Below are 15,475 nucleotides of genomic sequence, written 5' to 3'. Positions count from 1 at the left end.
TCCTGCGTGGTGGACCCTATGCACAGACCCTATATCGCCCTTGCCAGCCTGTTGGCGTTTTCCCTGTACACCCTGGGCACCTTGCTCTGGGCCGAGCAGTCGCTGCTGGCGTTTGGCCTTGAGCTGCTATCCAGGCCCGACACCGCCCAGGTGGTGATCGACCTGTACCTGATGGCGGCCCTGGCGTGTGTGTGGATGTACCGCGACGCCCGCGCCAAGGGCCGGTCGCTGGCCAGTGTGCTGCCGTATTGGCTGCTGACGGCGATCTTTGTCTCGGTGGGGCCGCTGCTGTATATCGTGGTCCACGGCTTTGCCAGGGACCGGCGATGACCAGCCTCGTGCATCTGTTTGCCCTGTGTGTGCTGGTGTTGTTCATCAAGATGTTGGCGATCTCCTGTTACCAGGGTTTTTTCCGCCTCCGGCACCGTGCGTTCAGCAATCCTGAGGATGCCGGTTTCTTCCAGCGCCCGGCCATTGCGCAGGAGCTTGCGCCGGTCAGCCGGGCGGCGAAAGCCTGGGCCAATGACCTGGAAAACATTCCGCTGTTTTTCGTCCTCGGCGGGTTATGCCTGGCGCTGGGCACCAACGCCGCCGCGACGGCCTGGCTGTTCGGCCTGTTCACCGTGGCGCGGGTACTGCATACCTTGCTGTACCTGGGCCGCCGCCAACCCTGGCGCACCCTGGCCTATGGCGTTGGCCTGGCGTGCCTCTTGGGGTTGGCGGGGTTGATCGGTGCGGCGCTGTTGCCTATTCGATAGGGTATCGACCGGATACGCCGCGATCGCCGGCAAGCCGGCTCCTATAGGGGCTAGACGAAGGCCTGGCGGCTGAAACCGCGTGGCAGGCGTTGCAGGCCGGGCAGGGCGGTCAGGCGTTGGGTCCAGGCGCTGCGCCAATCATTGCTGGCGGTGTTGGACTTGGCTTTGCGCGATGCACGGCGGGACGCGTTGCGCTGGTTGCGGCGGGCTTCCTTATAGGCATCGGTGTTGCGGCAGGTGCGGCATTTGACCCGGTTCAGTTCCACCGTGGACGTGAGGTTATTGCCGTGATGGCCGCAAGCGAGATGCCCTGCGACCTTGAAGTGAGTGACCATGTCAGCGTCTCCTTCTGTGAGGGTTCGCGGCACCGCAAATCTGTAGATGCTCGCGCTCAAGGCCAGGCCGATTGAGGCCGTGCCCTTATATTTCCGACCCCACGGGCGGGCTGACGTTCACCGCAAGCCGTGGCGCGCTGAATCTGAACAATTCTCACGGTTTCCACAGGCCTGCGCCGGGTTTGCGGGGGGCCAGTCAGCTCGGCAAACCAGCGCCTGCTGGGCGGTCTTGGCGTTATAGGCGCCAGGGACTATTGTTGGTTGTCTGGCGCACAGCCCATAGGAGGGCGATACCATGAACACCAGTGCTCTACTGGAACAACTGCTACGTGCAGGTCAAGCCTCGATGTCCCAGCAAGGCGGTTCGGCGGCACCCCAGGGCGGCGCGGGAGGGCTAGGTGGGTTGGGCGGCCTGCTCGGTGGTTTGCTCCGGGGCGGCGGCTCCGCTCCTTCTGCGTCGGGCGGTGGCGGCCTGGGCGATCTGCTCGGTGGCCTGGGCGGTATGTTGGGCGGGACCCAGGCGGGCGGTTCGAGCCAGACCCGTAGCGGCGGCACCAACTATGCGGCCCTGGCGTCGTTGGGGATGATGGCATTCCAGGCGTATCAAGCCTGGCAACGCCAGCAGGCCTCTGCGCCGCAGCAGGCCTTGCAGACGGTTGATCAACTCTCTGGCGCCGAGGTCGAGGCCCATAGCCATGCGGTACTGCGCGCATTGATCGCGGCGGCCAAGGCGGATGGGCGGATTGATGAGAAGGAAAACGCGTTGATCTCCCAGGAGATCGGGCGCCACACCGACGATCCGGACTTGCAACAATGGCTCGACGATCAAGTCGCCAAGCCCTTGGATGCAACCGACTTTGCCGAATATGCCAATGACCCGGCGGTGGCCGCCGAGGTCTACCTGGCCAGTGTGATGCTGGTGGATGACCAGCAGGTCACCGAGCGCAACTACCTCAATGAATTGGCCGATGCCCTGGGTATCAAGCCTGAATTGCAACTGCACCTTGAACAGCAAGCCCAACAGGCCTGATCCACAAAGACAGCGAAGCAGGAGCCTGGCCGGCTCCTGCATGTTGATCAGATCGCCAATTCCCCCCCATCTGCCCGCTGGATCACCACCGTGGACGCCCGCGCCCGTACTTTGCCGACGGTGACGTCGGTTGCCACGTTAGTGGACGGCCAGTTGCTTGGATGCTGGATGTTGATAAACACCGTCTTGTTGTCCGGCGTGAAGGTCACCCCGGTCACTTCCGAACCATTGGGCCCAACGAAGAAGCGCCGCAGGTCTGCCTGGTTCTGTGCGTTGACCGGCACTTGCTTGCCCTGGGCGTCGACCATATTGGTGGGAATCACCACCAGCATCTGGTCGTTGGTGTAGTCGGTCAGGGTTTTTTCGCCGTTGTCGGTCTGGATCCACATCACGCCACGGCTGTCGAAGGTCATGCCGTCGGGGCTGGCGAACTGGTTCAGTGCGGTCAGGCCCGAGCGGTTGAGGTCCGGAGTGCCGGCAGCGTTGGCGCCAAATACAAAGATGTCCCAGGTGAAGGCCACTTGGTTGTCGGCGTCATGCCAGCGGATGATGTGCCCGTGCTTGTTGTTCACCCGCGGGTTGGCGGCGTTGGCCACGGTACGGCTGGTGTTGTTGGTGAGCGTCAGGTACACGTCGCCATTGAGCGGGTTGACCGAGGTCCATTCCGGACGGTCCATCGGCGTGGCGCCCAGGGCGTCGGCCGCGCCACGGGTGTTGAGGATGATCCCCGGCAGGTCGGTGAACTTCGCGCCCAGGGTACTGCCATCGAGTGTCGGGCTGGCCACGTCGAGCAGCAACCAGTTGCCGCTGCCGTCGGCATTGAAGCGCGCCACGTAGAGTTTGCCGCTGTCCATGTACTTGGCGCCGGTGGCCAGGCGGTCGCTGGGGTTGGCGTCTGCCGGGTCCCACAATGCGGTGGAGACGAATTTGTACAGGTACTCGTTCTGCGAGTCATCGCCGCTATAGAACACCACTGGCTTGCCGGCGGTGGTCAGGCCCGGCCAGCAACCTTCATGGCGGAAACGGCCGAGCGCGGTGCGTTTCACCGCACGGGTCGCGGCGTTGTACGGGTCGATCTCGACGATGTAGCCATAGGTGCTGGCTTCGTTGCGGTAGTCGTCGGTGGCCGTGGCGCCGCTTGGGGTGACGTTGAAACGGCTGAACTCGCCGTTCACTTCGCTCGGGTCACCCGCGACACTTTCCCAGCGATAGTTGCCGTTGCTGGTGCCCACGCCGATGCGCACCTGGTCGGCCGGGCGGTTGCCGCTGCGGTTGACGAAAATCCCTGGCCAGTTTTCTTCGCAAGTCAGGTAGGTGCCCCACGGCGTGTAGCCATTGCCGCAGTTGTTGTTGGTGCCGCGGGTCTGGGTGCCGGTCGGCGAGAACTTGGTCTTGACGTGCTCGGTGCCTTTCATCGGGCCCGCCAGGTCCATCAGCGTGGCCGAGGTGAAGCGACGGTTCAGCGGGTCGTTTTCCATCACCTGCCAGCGGCCGTTGACTTTAGTCACGCGCATCACGCCCGCGCCGTGGGCGTTGATTTCCTTGCGCACTTCTTCCACCGGGCGTACGCCGCCGATCAGGGTCGCGCCGTTGGGGTGCAGTTCGGACTGTTCGATGTATTCGTGGTTGATCGCGATCAGGCCGTCAGTGGAGCTGCCATTGATCGGGAAGAAACGCATGCCATCGTGGTTCATGCCGACCGAGTTGGCCTGGTCGGTCGAGGTATTGGTGCCATCGCTTTTCCACGGTGCCGCATTGCTGTTGAGCGGCGTGCCCCATGGCGCGAGGATGTGCGCGGTGTAGCCGGCGGCCACGGTGCAGCCGTCGGTGCGCGAGCCGGGGATCGAGTTGAAACCCAGCTTCAGCGCAGGTTTGGTGGGCTCGGTCGGGGTGTCGTGGTCAGAGCCACCGCCGCTGTCAAAGCAGCCCGTCAGGCCGGTGCCGGCAATCATGGCGATCGCGGCGCCGAGTCCGCCCCGTACCACACTGCGGCGGCTCAGGTAGGCAGTGAGTACCGATTCCATCGGCTCATTGAGGCTCAGGTTGCGATTCTGGTTGTCGCCAGTCTCTCGACTCATTTCATCAGGTCCTTTGTAGATCACGATTTTTGAAAGGAGCCCGAACTCTAAGAGTCGAATGTGATGATTCGCGGTCGGTTTTGTTAAAAATGTATTTAAGTGTATTTCTTTTATTTCCTTTTGTTACAAGGGTGCATATTTCACTCCTGTTAAAAAACTGACATTAAACCGTCATTAATTGACCCCCACTATGCCGCCCTTAAAGCAGAGTTAGCCCTAGGGTGAGAGAACAATGGCTTCAATGGTGCGGCGCGATGTATTGGGATGGATGACGCTGGGGGCCTGTGCGCCGTGGCTGGCCGGCTGCTCTAGCCGGGGGGCTGCGGCGGGGCCTGCGGACAGCCAGCCGGTCGACCTGCTGTATATCGCCGACACCCTCGATGCACGCCTGCCGGGTCGCCCGGTGGTGCCCGCCACACGCCTGGGGCCGGCAACACGGATCGGCCAGGCGCCGTGGATCACCGGGGCCAATGCGCGTTTTCGCCAGGCTGACGGTAGCCAGTTGGATGGCCTGCTGGATGCCTCCTTAAGTGACGATGTGCAAACCGGTGGCTACGCGGTACTCGGTGCCGTGTTGCAACGCCTGCGTGATGAGGCAGGGCCTGAGAATAGCCTGACCCTGGAAAACGGCCAGTGCTGGAACGGCAGCGGCCTGGCGTACCTGACCCGTGGCCTGTCCGGGGTCCAGGGCAGCCAATTGCTCGGCAGTGAAGTGCGGGTCAGCAGCGATGAACGCGTGCTGTGGCCCGAACAATGCCAGGGCCTGTACCAGCAATTCGGCCACCCGGTACTTGGCGCCGGGCTGGCCAGCGCCAGTGCGCAACGCCTGGCCACCCCAGGCATGCAGGTGTTCCGCCGGGGCGGCGTGCGTATCGCCGTAGTCGGCATCACCGACCCGTATGCGCGGGACCAGCAAGCCTCCTTGAAACAGTGGTTGCACAGCTTGCAACCGGTGCTTGCCCAGGCCCGTGAAGAAGCCGACCTGGTGGTGGCCCTGGCCGATGTCGGCACCGGGCCGGGGTTCTGGCTGGCCGAGCGCCTGGGCCAGGTGGACTTGATGTTGTGCGCCCGTGGCCAGGACCTGTGGCCGCAGCCGGTAGAAATCCTGCAAAGCTCCGGCAAGCGCGTACCGGTGGTGCTGGGCGGGACCCGGGCCAGCGGCGCCTTCCGCATCCGCTGCCAGGCGCAGGCGGGGCAATGGCGCTTCGATGCGCGCTTCTTTCCCGCCCAGGCCAGCGCGTTGGACGCTACCGCCCAGGCCCACGCCCAGCGCCTGCAACCACGCTTGCAACAACAGCGCGCCGCCCACGCCGCCTGGCTCGACCAACCCCTGGCCAAGGCCCCGGAAAACCTCTGGCGCCGCGATGTGCGCGCCGGCAGTTGGGATCGCCTGTTGCACCAGGCCCTGGCCCGCGAGCCCAAGAGCGCGGTGCTGCTGCCAGGCCTGCGCTACGACAGCCCCCTGGCCCGCGGCCAGATGATTACCCGCGAACACCTGATCAGCCTGAGTGCCAGTTACCCAGCGCCGGTCGTGGATGTCCCGGCGCAGCAGGTGCGCCAGGTCCTGGAAAACGGCGCCGAGCAACTGTTTGGCGAGCCACTGCTGCTGGATAACAGCCAGGACCTGCCGCGCTGGCTCGGCCAGCCCTGGCAGGTCACCTATAGCCCTGGCGGCAAGCGGGTCAGTGAGTTTGCCGAACCGCTCGGCACCTGCCGCACCTTTGGCCTGGGCTTTGCCGCCGATGCCGGGCAACCGCTGTGGCAACACCTCGAAGGCTGGTTGCGCGAGCAGCCGGCGGACTGGCAACTGGCGCCGTTGCAACTGCCAGATGTGCGCTATGTGCAGGGGCATCCGGGATGGCATCCACGGAGCCTGGTCAGTTGAGCCGTGGGGGCAACCTGTTGCTGGCAACACTGCTGGCCTGGCTCGCAGCGCAATGTGTGTTGCAACTGTGGCACGGCATCGCCCAGCCGGTCGTGCCTTACGCGCCAGCGGCGCCGGTTGTCGACCTGTTGAGCAGCCACTGGACACCGCGCCAGGCACCCAGCGACGACCTGCCGTTGACCACGCTCAAGGTCGATTACCTGGGCAGCCTCAAGGCCACGCCGTTGCGCGCCACGGTCCTGGTGCTGCGCTATCAGCAACAAGAACGCACGCTGACCCTGGGTCAGCGCCTGGCCCCGGGCATCGTCTTGCAGGACATCGATGAACGCGGGCTGATTTTCGACAATCAAGGGCAGCGCGAGCGCTTGCCATGGCCGACTGAGCGACCGGTGATCGGCCTCAAGCGCAAGGAATGAACCGACGATGCACATGATCAATAAATGCCTGGGCCTGAGCGCACTGTGCCTGGCCTTGAGCGTGACCCCGGCCCACGCCGAAGAAGCACCGGCCTTGTATGAAGTGAACTTCATCGACACCGAACTCACCGACTTCATCGACAGCGTATCGCGCATCACCAACACCACCTTCATCATCGACCCACGGGTCAAGGGCAAGGTCACGGTGCGCAGCCTGGATATGCTCGGCAGCGAGGCCATCTACGACATCTTCCTCGCCCAGTTGCGCGCCCAGGGTTTTGCTGCGGTCAACCTGCCCAATGGCAGCGTGAAGATCGTGCCGGACCAGGCCGCGCGCCTGGAGCCGGTACCGGTGGAGTCTGCGCGCCAGGCGGTGCAAGCCAACGATGGCATGGCTACCCGGGTATTCAGCGTGCGCAACGCCGCCAGTGAACAGATGCTCAATATCCTCAAGCCGCTGATTGACCCTCGGGTGGGAGTGATCAGCCCGTACCCGTCGGCCAACCTGTTGGTGATCACCGACTGGCGCAGCAACCTTGACCGTATCGACGCCCTGTTGCAGCAACTCGACCAGGTCAGCCAGGAACCCCTGGAAGTGCTGCCCCTGGTCAACGCCAGCGCCAACGACACCGCGCAATTGATGACACGCCTGCTGGCCCGCGAGCAGGGCGCCGATGGCGCGCAGGTGGTTGCCGACCCGCGCAGCAATGCGTTGCTGGTGCGCGGCAGTGCCGACAGCCGCCAACGGGTGCGTGCGCTGCTCAAGCAATTGGATCAGCCGCAGACTGCCTTGCGTCCATCGAACACCGTGGTGATGTACCTGCGTCATGCCAATGCCGCCGAAGTGGTCAAGGTGTTGCGTGGCTTGAGCCAGGACACCCCTGGCGCCGGAGGCGAGGGCGTGCCCACGGAAGGCGCGCCCAAGCAGATGGCGGTCAGCGCCTCGGGGATTCGCATGGAGTCGGAGGAGGGCACCAACGCTGTGGTGATGGTCGGCCCGGACAGCGAAATTGCCGCCTACCGCACCATCGTCGAACAACTGGATATCCGCCGCGCCCAAGTGGTAGTGGAAGCAATCATCGCCGAAGTCTCCGACACCCGCGCCCAGGAACTGGGTGTGCAATGGCTGTTTTTGGGCGATTCCTTTGGCGGCGGCGCGGTGAACTTTACCAACGGCGGGACGAGCATCGCCGGTCTGGCGGGCGCCGCTGCCAGCGGCGACACCGCAGGCCTGGGCAAGCTGTTGGCCAATGTGCCCGGCGCCACCGCAGGCTTTGGCAAGCTCAACGGCGGCGGGCTGAACTTCCTCGCACTGCTCAATGCGCTGAAGAGCGAAAGTGGCTTCAACCTGCTCTCGACCCCGACCCTGCTGACTCTGGACAACGCCGAAGCATCGATCCTGGTCGGCCAGGAAGTACCGTTTGTGACGGGCTCGGTAACGCAGAACAACACCAACCCCTACCAGACCATCGAGCGCAAGGAAGTGGGGATCAAGCTGCGGATCAAGCCGCAGATCAATATCGACAACACCGTGCGCCTGGACATTGTGCAAGAGGTCTCGTCGATTGCCGACAGCACCGGCGCCAGCGATGTGATCACCAACAAGCGCGAGATCAAGACCAAGGTCATGGTCGAAGACAACGGCCTGGTGGTGCTCGGCGGGCTGATCGGCGACGAAGCCAAGAACAGTGACCAGCGTGTGCCGTGGCTCGGCGATATCCCTGGGGTCGGGCGGCTGTTTCGCTCCAACGCCAGCCAGCGCACCAAGCAGAACCTGATGGTGTTCATCCGCCCGCGGATCATGCGCGACGGCGAGACCCTGGCCCAATTGAGCAGCGAGAAATACCGCAACCTCAAGGCCAACTCGAACCTGGCATTGCCCGCGATCTCCGATAACAACGCCTTGCTGCGCCTGTTCCCGGCCAGCCGCGAGCGCCTCGACGAGGGCGTGTGGTGAGTACGTTGTTGCCCTATCGACTGGCGCGCCAGGCGGGCCTGGCACGGGCACCGGGCGCGCAGGGTTGGACCCTGTGCCTGCGCGAGGATGTCGACACCGACGCCTTGCAGGAAGTATTGCGCGTGCATGGCCTGCCGACGCTGGTCGAGCACCTCGACCCGGCGCAATACGAACTGCGCCTGGGGGCCTTGTACCAGGCCGGCGAGTCGGCCACGGCGGCGTTGATCGAGGGCATCGGCGAGCAGGTCGATCTCGATAGCCTGATCAACGAACTGCCACGGATCGAAGACCTGTTGGAGAGTGACAACGAAGCGCCGGTGATCCGCCTGATCAACGGCCTGTTCGCCGAAGGCCTGCGCTTGCGCGCCTCGGATATCCATATCGAGACCTTCGAGCAGAGCCTGGTGGTGCGCCTGCGGGTGGACGGCCATCTGCGCGAAATCCTGCGCCCGCCACGGGCCTTGTCGGCCATGTTGGTGTCGCGGATCAAGGTCATGGCGCGCCTGGATATCGCTGAGAAGCGCCAGCCCCAGGACGGGCGCATCACCTTGCGCTCCGGCGGGCGCGAGGTGGATATCCGGGTCTCGACCTTGCCTGGCATCCACGGCGAGCGCGTGGTAATGCGCGTACTGGATAAACAGGCCAACCTGCTGGACCTGAACAACCTGGGCATGCCCGCTGCCGTCGAGCAGGCCCTGCGCGCCTGCCTGTCGCGGCCCAACGGGATCTTGCTGAGCACCGGGCCCACCGGCTCGGGCAAGACCACCACGCTGTATGCCAGCCTCAATGCGCTGAACGACGGCTCGTGCAACATCCTCACCGTCGAAGACCCGGTGGAATACGCGATTACCGGCATCGGCCAGACCGCGATCAACCCGCGCGCCGGCATGACCTTCGCCAGCGGCCTGCGGGCGATCCTGCGCCAGGACCCGGACGTGATCATGCTCGGCGAAATCCGTGACCAGGAGACCGCACAGATCGCCGTGCAGGCCAGCCTTACCGGGCATCTGGTACTGTCGACGCTGCACACCAACAGCGCGGTGGGCGCCGTCACGCGGTTGCGCGACATGGGCATCGAGCCCTTTTTGATCGCCTCCAGCCTCAAGGGTGTGATGGCCCAGCGTCTGGTGCGGCGCCTGTGCCATTGCGCAACGCCGGCGCCGTTGCAGGCCGCCGAGCGCCAGTTGTGGCCTGAGCTGGCGACGCTGGATCAGAGCTTTCACCCCCAGGGCTGCGACGACTGCCAGGGCAGTGGCTACCACGGGCGGATCGGCCTCTATGAATTCATCACCCTGGATGCCGGCTTGATCAGCCTGCTGTACGACGGTGCCAGCGAAGCGGCCATGCACGAATACCTCGCCGACAAGCGCCAGAGCCTGACCGCCATGGCCACCGAATGCCTGCGCCGTGGCGAAACCAGCCTGGAGCAGGTCCTGCGTGCGGTGCGCGACTGATGCCGACCTACCGCTACCAGGCGCTGGACCTGCGCGGCAATCGCCGCAAAGCCAGCATCCAGGCAGAAAGCGAGCGCCATGCCCGGCAACTGCTGCGCGAGCAGGGCCTGTTTGCCCGTGAGTTGCAGGTGCAGGGCGCAAGCCTGTCGAGCCCGCGCGGGCAACGCTTGAACCATGGACAGCTGTGCGAGTTGACCCGCCAGTTGGCCACGCTGTTGAGCGCCGGCATCCCCTTGGTGGATGCCTTGGCCACCCTGGAACGCCAGTTGGCGGAACCGGCGATTCGCAACCTGCTGGTGGCGGTGCGCGGCGCCCTGGGCGAAGGCTTGAGCCTGGCCCAGAGCCTGCGCCGCCAGGGTGGGCAGTTCAATACGCTGTATTGCGCACTGGTCGAGGCCGGCGAGCGCTCGGGCAAATTGGCGCCGGTGCTGGAGCGGTTGGCCGAGCACCTGGAGCAGGTGCAGAAACAACGGCACAAGGCGCGCACGGCGTTGATCTACCCGGCGGTGTTGATCCTGGTGTCGCTGGCGGTGGTGATCGGCCTGATGACTTTTGTGGTGCCCAAGCTCACCGAGCAGTTCAGTCACACCGGGCAAAGCCTGCCGCTGATTACCCGGGTGCTGATCGGCGCCAGCGAGGGCCTGGTGATGCTCGGCCCGTGGTTGCTGGGGCTGGGCTTGCTGCTGGCGCTGGGCGCGCGGGTGTTGCTGCGCCAGGCGGTATGGCGTTTGCGTCGCGACAGCCTGGCGTTGCGCTTGCCACGCATTGGCGTGCTGCTGTCGGTACTGGAAAGCGCGCGGGTCTCGCGCAGCCTGGCGATTCTGCTCGGCAGTGGCGTGCCGTTGCTCGAGTCCCTGGAGGTGGCCACCGCTACGGTCGGCAACCGGCAGATCCACCAGTCCCTGGTAGCGGTGCGTGAACAGGTCGAAGGCGGTGTGACCCTGTATCGCGCCCTCAGTGCCAGTGGGCATTTCCCGCCGATGCTGCTGAACATGGTCGCCAGCGGCGAGGCCAGCGGCACCTTGCCCGACATGCTGGAGCGGGTCGCCGACAACCAGGAGCGTGGGTTTGCGCGCCAGGTCGACCTGCTGCTGGCGTTATTCGAACCCCTGATGATTCTGCTGATGGGCGCGGTGGTGCTGTTCATCGTGCTGGCGGTGCTGTTGCCGATCATGCAGCTCAATCAGGGCCTGAGCCTTTGAACAGACAACCTGAAAACGGAGAACATGAAATGGAAAAGCACGCCATGCCTGGCAATCGTGCGGTCAAGCGTCGCGAACGCGGCTTCACCCTGATGGAAATCATGGTGGTGATTTTTATCATCGGCCTGCTGATCGCGGTGGTCGCCCCCAGCGTGCTTGGCAGCCAGGACAAAGCCATGCGCCAGAAGGCCCTGGCCGACCTGGCGACCCTGGAGCAGGCACTGGACATGTACCGCCTCGACAACCTGCGGTTCCCCACCTCCGAGCAGGGTTTGCAGGCGCTGGTCAGCAAGCCGAGCCTGGAACCCTTGCCGCGCAGTTGGCGTGCCGACGGCTACATCCGCCGCCTGCCTGAGGACCCATGGGGCAATGCCTATGGCTACCGCACGCCTGGGCAGCATGGGCGGGTGGATCTGTTCTCACTGGGAGCCGACGGCCAGCAAGGCGGCGAAGGCACCGATGCCGATATCGGTAACTGGGACCTCTAGGCATGCAGCGCAGTCGCGGGTTTTCGCTCCTGGAAATGCTGGTGGTGTTGTTGATCGTCGGCTTGTTCAGCGCCCTGGGGGTGGCCTATCTCGATGCCGGCCAGGCGCCGATGCGCCAGGCCCTGGCTCAACTGGCCAGCGAAGCGCGCAGCCAGGCCGCCCAGGCCCGGCATGCCGGGCAGTTGCTGGGCTTGCGCTGGAACGGTCGCAGCCCGGAGTTCGTGCGCTGGCAGGCCGGGCGCGCAGCGCCTGGGTGGCAGGTCCAAGCGTCGCGCGGCGCACCCTGGCCAGCCGGCTTGCAACCTGACTGGCCGGTGAGCCGCGAGCCCCAGGTGATGTTCACCCCATCGGGGCTGGCCCGCCCGGTATCACTGACCTGGCGCTGGGCCGAGGGCCGCGAGCGCTGGCAATGGCAAGCAGACAACACCTTGCATATCGCGACCCTGCCATGAAGCGCCAGCGTGGTTTTACCTTGCTTGAAGTCATGGTCGCCCTGGGGATTGCCGCGTTGATGGCGGTGATGGTCAGCCAGCTGTTGCGCCAGCGCATCGCTACCCACCAGGCCGTGGCGCAACATCGCCTCGGCAGTTTGTGCGCACGGGAGCTGGAAACGCGGTTTGGCGTGGAGCAGTACTGGCCGCAGATCAATGCAGTGAGCGGCGAGTTGCGCCAGGGGAATGCCACCTGTCATTGGCAACTGACCCTGGGCAATACCGGGGTCAATCGCTTGCGCCGGGGTGAGTTGAGCTTATTTGCCGATCCCCAGCAGCGTCAGCCCCTGGGTCAGTTCAGCCTGTTCCTGGTGCGTCCATGAAGGCGGCGCAGCGCGGCTTGACCCTCATCGAGCTATTGGTGGCGATGGCCCTCACGGCGGTGGTCGGGGTGTTGCTGGCGGCCTTGGTCAATGGCTGGGTCAAAGTGCGTGAGCGTCTGGAGGAGCCGGGCAGCGAACCTCAGGTATTGGAGTTCTGCATGGCCCTGGAGCGCCGCTTCGACGCCTTGGTGTTGCGCCAGTTGTACGAGCAGCGCTTGCCCCTGGACCTGGCCTGGCTGGAGTGGCAGCCGAGCCTTGGGCAATTGCAGTGGGTGGCCCTGGGCGCCTGGCCGCCAGCCGAGGGCGCGTCGCGCGTGCAACGCCAGCGCCTGCTGTTCGATGCGCGCCAGCAGCGTTTGAACCTGCTGGTCTCGGCCGACCTGTACGCCGCCGACAAGCCGCGCTGGGAACTCAAGGCATCATTGGCGCCGGTCGAGCGCGCCACATTCAGTTTTTACCAGGGCACGCGCTGGCTGGCCTTTCCTTCTACTGTTGCCGCCCAGCCCAATCGCGGCGTGCGGATCGAGTTCGAGCACCATGGAGCCCCTTATGTCTGTACTTTCGCCTTGCCCGATACCCAGCCATGAGCCGGAGCGCAGGCATGTTTGAGCGTCTGCGGGCCAAGCCACGGGAATGGTTGCTGGTGCGCCCGCCGGCCACCGCCGAGGGCCGCTGGCAGTGGTTGCACTACAGCGCGCAACAGGCTTGCGCAAGCGGCACCTGGCCGCCACCGTCCGCGCTGTTGCAACTGCCGGGCGCCTTGATTATTCCAGCGCTCGATTGCAGCCATTTCTGCCTGCCGGCGCCGCCGGGGCTCAAGCGTCACGAATGGCCGCAATTGTTTGAAGAATATGCGCAGCAGCCCGCCGAAGCGTTGCTGGTCAGTTGCCTGTCCCGCGAGGCCGGGCAGTTGGAGTTGTTGGTGATGCATCGCGAGCAGGTCCAGCAATGGCTGGCCGAGTGTGCTGCGCTTGGGCTGCACATCACCCATGGCTGGGCGGATTTGCAGTTGTTGCCGCCAGCAGAGCCAGGGCAGGTAGTGGAGTGGCGGCGCGAATCGGTGCGCTACCTCAAGGCGCATTCCCGGCAATGGTTGGTGTGGCCGCCGGTATTGGGTGAGCGCCTGCCCCAGGCCTGGCGCGACCTGCCTGGCGAGACCCAAGAGGGCGATTGGCCGTCACGCCTGGCGCGCCTGGAGCAGTTGCCCAGTGTGCTGGAAGGCACGCGGGGGCCGCGCACACGGGTGACTCGAGCGCCACTGATGAGCGGCGTACAGCGCCGCTTGCTGCTGGCTTGCGTGGCGCTGGCGGCGTGTTGGGGCGCGGTGTATCTGGTGCAGAGCCTGCGCCAGGTCGACGTTTGGAAAGCCCAGGTCCGGGCGCTGGCCGGGCCTGCCAACAACCCGCAACAGGCGCGCGTGGCGCTGGCGCGAGTGCAGGGCGAGGCGAGCGACTGGCAGGTGCGCCAGCAACAGATCGTCGCCCTGGAGCAGGCGCTCTCCGGCTGGCTGCAACAGCAGCCAGGCTGGTCGGTGTCGCGCATCGAGTTTGACGGCAGCCGTTGGCGCCTGGCCTTGCGCGGCAATGGCCCCCGGCCGCTGCCCGGCGAATGGCAGGCCATGGCCCAGGCTGCCGGCGCGCAATGGACTGACGAGGCGCAAAGTGTCGCCGGTCAATTGCACCTGAGTTTTGATCTGGGAGAACAACCATGAAAGCCCGGATGCTGGAGTACCTGGCCCACTTCAACCAACTGCCGCCCAAGCGCCGCTATGGCCTGTTGGCTGGCTGGTCGACCGTCGTGCTGTTGCTGCTGGTGCTGTTGACCCGGCCGCTGCTGGCGGCCTGGCAGGATGCACGCCAGTGGCAGGCGTTGGCGCAACAGGCCGGCGCACTGGTACCGCCAGCGGCGTTTTCCAACGAACAGTGGCAGGCCCTGGCGGTGTCGCGCCAATGGGTGCTGACCCGCGTTGAACAGCAAGGCGATCGCTGGCAATTGCAAGGCGAGCTGCCGGGGCCCCAGGCCCTGCAACTGCTGCTGCGGACGGTGCAGGAGCAGGGTGGGCGACCCGTGCAGTGGAGCCTGGAGCAGGGTGGCGGCCAGGGTTATGCCTTCAGCCTGGAAGTGGCGGCGCGGCCATGAGGCGCGCGGTGATCCTATGGGCGATTGTGGTGTTCAGCCTGACCGTGCTGCTGGAGCTGCCGGCCGCCTTCGTTGCCCGCCAGCTGTCCTGGCCGACCGGCTGGCAGCCCAGCGGCGTCGTGGGCAGCCTGTGGACTGGCCGCGCAGCGCGCGTCGGTGCCCTGGCACCGGTGGACTGGAACATCCGTCCGTGGGCGGCGCAGGTGAACCTGGGCTTTGCGCAACGCATCTGGGAGCTGTCGATCCATGGCTGGCCGTGGAACTGGCAGGCGCAACTGGCCCCGCGTGCGGTCAGCGCCTTGCCGGCACCGATGTTCGTGCTGGACGGGCGTTGGGACGGGCGATTGCAGGTCAATGGCGCCGGAGCGGGTTGCCATAACACCGACGGTGAATTGCTGGGGCACGACCTGGCGCTGTTGAGCCCGTGGCTGGTCAAGCTGGGCAATACCCGGATCGAGTTGCAGTGCCGGGATGGCCTGCGGTTGCTGGCGGACCTGCAACTGGCGGCCGAGCACCATTTCAAGATCCAAGTCGACTCCCAGCGCTTGCAGGTGGACGGGCAGATTGAACCGGGGGCCGCCATGACCCCGTTGCTGGTGCAGGCGCGGTGGCTGCAACCGGCTGCACAAAGCTTCAGCAAGGTGCTGGGTAAACCGTTAGTCCAGTAGGCGCCGTTTTGCCGGGACTCGAGCCGACCTTTGGCTACATCCCCACGTGGCCCAGGCGGTAGGGCGCCTGGTGCGGTTGGGCGTGCATGTCGAGGCCGACCCACTGGAGTTGTGCAAAACCGTGGTCTACGCTGGGGCCTTGGACTTGGCAGCGCAACTTTGCAGTGAGCAGAAGGGGTTGCTGGATCCGGGTCTGCTGCGTTTCACCGAGCAGTGCCAGCACACGACCCTGGCGCCCTTTGTAAAAAACA

The 15,475-nt window shown here is 65.2% G+C and carries 17 protein-coding genes and 1 pseudogene; 16 read left to right on the top strand and 2 right to left on the bottom strand.

Annotated features, from left to right (window positions below; translation table 11 throughout):
- Positions 1-18 precede the first annotated feature (18 nt).
- Positions 19-330, top strand: coding sequence for a DUF2834 domain-containing protein (locus HBO05_RS03175; RefSeq protein WP_169952989.1), 312 nt, complete (start codon positions 19-21; stop codon positions 328-330).
- Positions 327-758: an MAPEG family protein gene (locus tag HBO05_RS03170; RefSeq protein ID WP_172311631.1), complete on the top strand. Its 432-nt coding sequence runs from the start codon at positions 327-329 to the stop codon at positions 756-758. The genes HBO05_RS03175 and HBO05_RS03170 overlap by 4 nt, the downstream gene beginning before the upstream one ends.
- Positions 759-808: 50 nt before the next feature.
- Here HBO05_RS03170 and HBO05_RS03165 read toward each other — a convergent pair whose 3' ends face one another.
- On the bottom strand, positions 809-1,093 hold the full coding sequence (locus HBO05_RS03165) for a hypothetical protein (RefSeq protein ID WP_169952992.1): 285 nt from the start codon (positions 1,091-1,093) through the stop codon (positions 809-811).
- Positions 1,094-1,388: 295 nt separating this feature from the next.
- Here HBO05_RS03165 and HBO05_RS03160 point away from each other — a divergent pair, with 295 nt between their 5' ends.
- On the top strand, positions 1,389-2,123 hold the full coding sequence (locus HBO05_RS03160; protein WP_172311629.1) for a tellurite resistance TerB family protein: 735 nt from the start codon (positions 1,389-1,391) through the stop codon (positions 2,121-2,123).
- A 47-nt stretch (positions 2,124-2,170) separates the two neighbouring features.
- On the opposite strand, the gene HBO05_RS03155 is transcribed toward HBO05_RS03160, so the two are convergent.
- Entirely contained in the window at positions 2,171-4,201 is a 2,031-nt protein-coding gene (locus HBO05_RS03155) for a PhoX family phosphatase (RefSeq protein WP_169952994.1), read from the bottom strand.
- Positions 4,202-4,433: 232 nt separating this feature from the next.
- On the opposite strand from HBO05_RS03155, the gene HBO05_RS03150 reads away from it, so the two are divergent.
- From HBO05_RS03150 to HBO05_RS03090, 13 genes and pseudogenes are all read left to right on the top strand, one after another.
- The gene (locus HBO05_RS03150) at positions 4,434-6,086 is read left to right on the top strand and encodes a lipoprotein UxpA (RefSeq protein WP_172311627.1); all 1,653 of its coding nucleotides are present in this window, start codon (positions 4,434-4,436) and stop codon (positions 6,084-6,086) included.
- Positions 6,059-6,502 (top strand): pilus assembly protein PilZ, encoded by a 444-nt coding sequence (locus tag HBO05_RS03145; RefSeq protein WP_172311625.1) that lies wholly within the window; start codon positions 6,059-6,061, stop codon positions 6,500-6,502. Before HBO05_RS03150 ends, HBO05_RS03145 begins: the two co-directional genes overlap by 28 nt.
- A 13-nt stretch (positions 6,503-6,515) precedes the next feature.
- On the top strand, positions 6,516-8,459 hold the full coding sequence (gspD, locus tag HBO05_RS03140; protein WP_169953303.1) for a type II secretion system secretin GspD: 1,944 nt from the start codon (positions 6,516-6,518) through the stop codon (positions 8,457-8,459).
- Between the two features lie 5 nt (positions 8,460-8,464).
- Positions 8,465-9,913, top strand: a complete 1,449-nt coding sequence (locus HBO05_RS03135; RefSeq protein ID WP_169953306.1) for an ATPase, T2SS/T4P/T4SS family — start codon at positions 8,465-8,467, stop codon at positions 9,911-9,913.
- The gene (gene gspF / locus HBO05_RS03130) at positions 9,913-11,115 is read left to right on the top strand and encodes a type II secretion system inner membrane protein GspF (RefSeq protein WP_169952997.1); all 1,203 of its coding nucleotides are present in this window, start codon (positions 9,913-9,915) and stop codon (positions 11,113-11,115) included. Before HBO05_RS03135 ends, gspF begins: the two co-directional genes overlap by 1 nt.
- 44 nt (positions 11,116-11,159) lie before the next feature.
- Positions 11,160-11,603, top strand: coding sequence for a type II secretion system major pseudopilin GspG (gene gspG / locus HBO05_RS03125; RefSeq protein WP_070994271.1), 444 nt, complete (start codon positions 11,160-11,162; stop codon positions 11,601-11,603).
- A gap of 2 nt (positions 11,604-11,605) precedes the next feature.
- The gene (gene gspH / locus HBO05_RS03120) at positions 11,606-12,055 is read left to right on the top strand and encodes a type II secretion system minor pseudopilin GspH (protein ID WP_169952998.1); all 450 of its coding nucleotides are present in this window, start codon (positions 11,606-11,608) and stop codon (positions 12,053-12,055) included.
- Positions 12,052-12,417 (top strand): type II secretion system protein, encoded by a 366-nt coding sequence (locus tag HBO05_RS03115; protein WP_169953000.1) that lies wholly within the window; start codon positions 12,052-12,054, stop codon positions 12,415-12,417. Before gspH ends, HBO05_RS03115 begins: the two co-directional genes overlap by 4 nt.
- A complete protein-coding gene (locus tag HBO05_RS03110) occupies positions 12,414-13,004 on the top strand; it encodes a prepilin-type N-terminal cleavage/methylation domain-containing protein (RefSeq protein ID WP_169953002.1) in 591 nt (196 codons plus the stop codon). The genes HBO05_RS03115 and HBO05_RS03110 overlap by 4 nt, the downstream gene beginning before the upstream one ends.
- Before the next feature lie 14 nt (positions 13,005-13,018).
- Positions 13,019-14,128, top strand: coding sequence for a type II secretion system protein GspL (locus HBO05_RS03105; RefSeq protein WP_169953003.1), 1,110 nt, complete (start codon positions 13,019-13,021; stop codon positions 14,126-14,128).
- A complete protein-coding gene (gspM, locus tag HBO05_RS03100) occupies positions 14,125-14,556 on the top strand; it encodes a type II secretion system protein GspM (RefSeq protein WP_172311623.1) in 432 nt (143 codons plus the stop codon). The genes HBO05_RS03105 and gspM overlap by 4 nt, the downstream gene beginning before the upstream one ends.
- A complete protein-coding gene (gene gspN / locus HBO05_RS03095) occupies positions 14,553-15,224 on the top strand; it encodes a type II secretion system protein N (RefSeq protein ID WP_172311621.1) in 672 nt (223 codons plus the stop codon). The genes gspM and gspN overlap by 4 nt, the downstream gene beginning before the upstream one ends.
- Positions 15,225-15,270: 46 nt before the next feature.
- Positions 15,271-15,420 (top strand): annotated as a pseudogene (locus HBO05_RS03090) (amidase); the annotation flags it as partial.
- Positions 15,421-15,475: the final 55 nt, after the last annotated feature.

It is taken from the genome of Pseudomonas sp. WS 5079 (assembly GCF_012985465.1).
Classification (GTDB): Bacteria; Pseudomonadota; Gammaproteobacteria; order Pseudomonadales; family Pseudomonadaceae; genus Aquipseudomonas.
The sequence above is the reverse complement of the archived record's forward strand: the minus strand, read 5'-3'. Positions and strand labels throughout refer to the sequence as shown.

Bases quoted from the DNA above. Each gene is read 5' to 3' on its own strand.
- gspN (WP_172311621.1), top strand. From the start codon at position 14,553: ATGAGGCGCGCGGTGATCCTATGGGCGATTGTGGTGTTCAGCCTGACC.
- gspM (WP_172311623.1), top strand. From the start codon at position 14,125: ATGAAAGCCCGGATGCTGGAGTACCTGGCCCACTTCAACCAACTGCCG.
- gspD (WP_169953303.1), top strand. From the start codon at position 6,516: ATGATCAATAAATGCCTGGGCCTGAGCGCACTGTGCCTGGCCTTGAGC.
- HBO05_RS03155 (WP_169952994.1), bottom strand. From the start codon at position 4,201: ATGAGTCGAGAGACTGGCGACAACCAGAATCGCAACCTGAGCCTCAAT.
- HBO05_RS03170 (WP_172311631.1), top strand. From the start codon at position 327: ATGACCAGCCTCGTGCATCTGTTTGCCCTGTGTGTGCTGGTGTTGTTC.
- gspG (WP_070994271.1), top strand. From the start codon at position 11,160: ATGCCTGGCAATCGTGCGGTCAAGCGTCGCGAACGCGGCTTCACCCTG.
- HBO05_RS03160 (WP_172311629.1), top strand. From the start codon at position 1,389: ATGAACACCAGTGCTCTACTGGAACAACTGCTACGTGCAGGTCAAGCC.
- HBO05_RS03145 (WP_172311625.1), top strand. From the start codon at position 6,059: ATGGCATCCACGGAGCCTGGTCAGTTGAGCCGTGGGGGCAACCTGTTG.
- HBO05_RS03165 (WP_169952992.1), bottom strand. From the start codon at position 1,093: ATGGTCACTCACTTCAAGGTCGCAGGGCATCTCGCTTGCGGCCATCAC.
- gspF (WP_169952997.1), top strand. From the start codon at position 9,913: ATGCCGACCTACCGCTACCAGGCGCTGGACCTGCGCGGCAATCGCCGC.
- HBO05_RS03110 (WP_169953002.1), top strand. From the start codon at position 12,414: ATGAAGGCGGCGCAGCGCGGCTTGACCCTCATCGAGCTATTGGTGGCG.
- HBO05_RS03115 (WP_169953000.1), top strand. From the start codon at position 12,052: ATGAAGCGCCAGCGTGGTTTTACCTTGCTTGAAGTCATGGTCGCCCTG.
- HBO05_RS03175 (WP_169952989.1), top strand. From the start codon at position 19: ATGCACAGACCCTATATCGCCCTTGCCAGCCTGTTGGCGTTTTCCCTG.
- HBO05_RS03105 (WP_169953003.1), top strand. From the start codon at position 13,019: ATGTTTGAGCGTCTGCGGGCCAAGCCACGGGAATGGTTGCTGGTGCGC.
- HBO05_RS03150 (WP_172311627.1), top strand. From the start codon at position 4,434: ATGGCTTCAATGGTGCGGCGCGATGTATTGGGATGGATGACGCTGGGG.
- gspH (WP_169952998.1), top strand. From the start codon at position 11,606: ATGCAGCGCAGTCGCGGGTTTTCGCTCCTGGAAATGCTGGTGGTGTTG.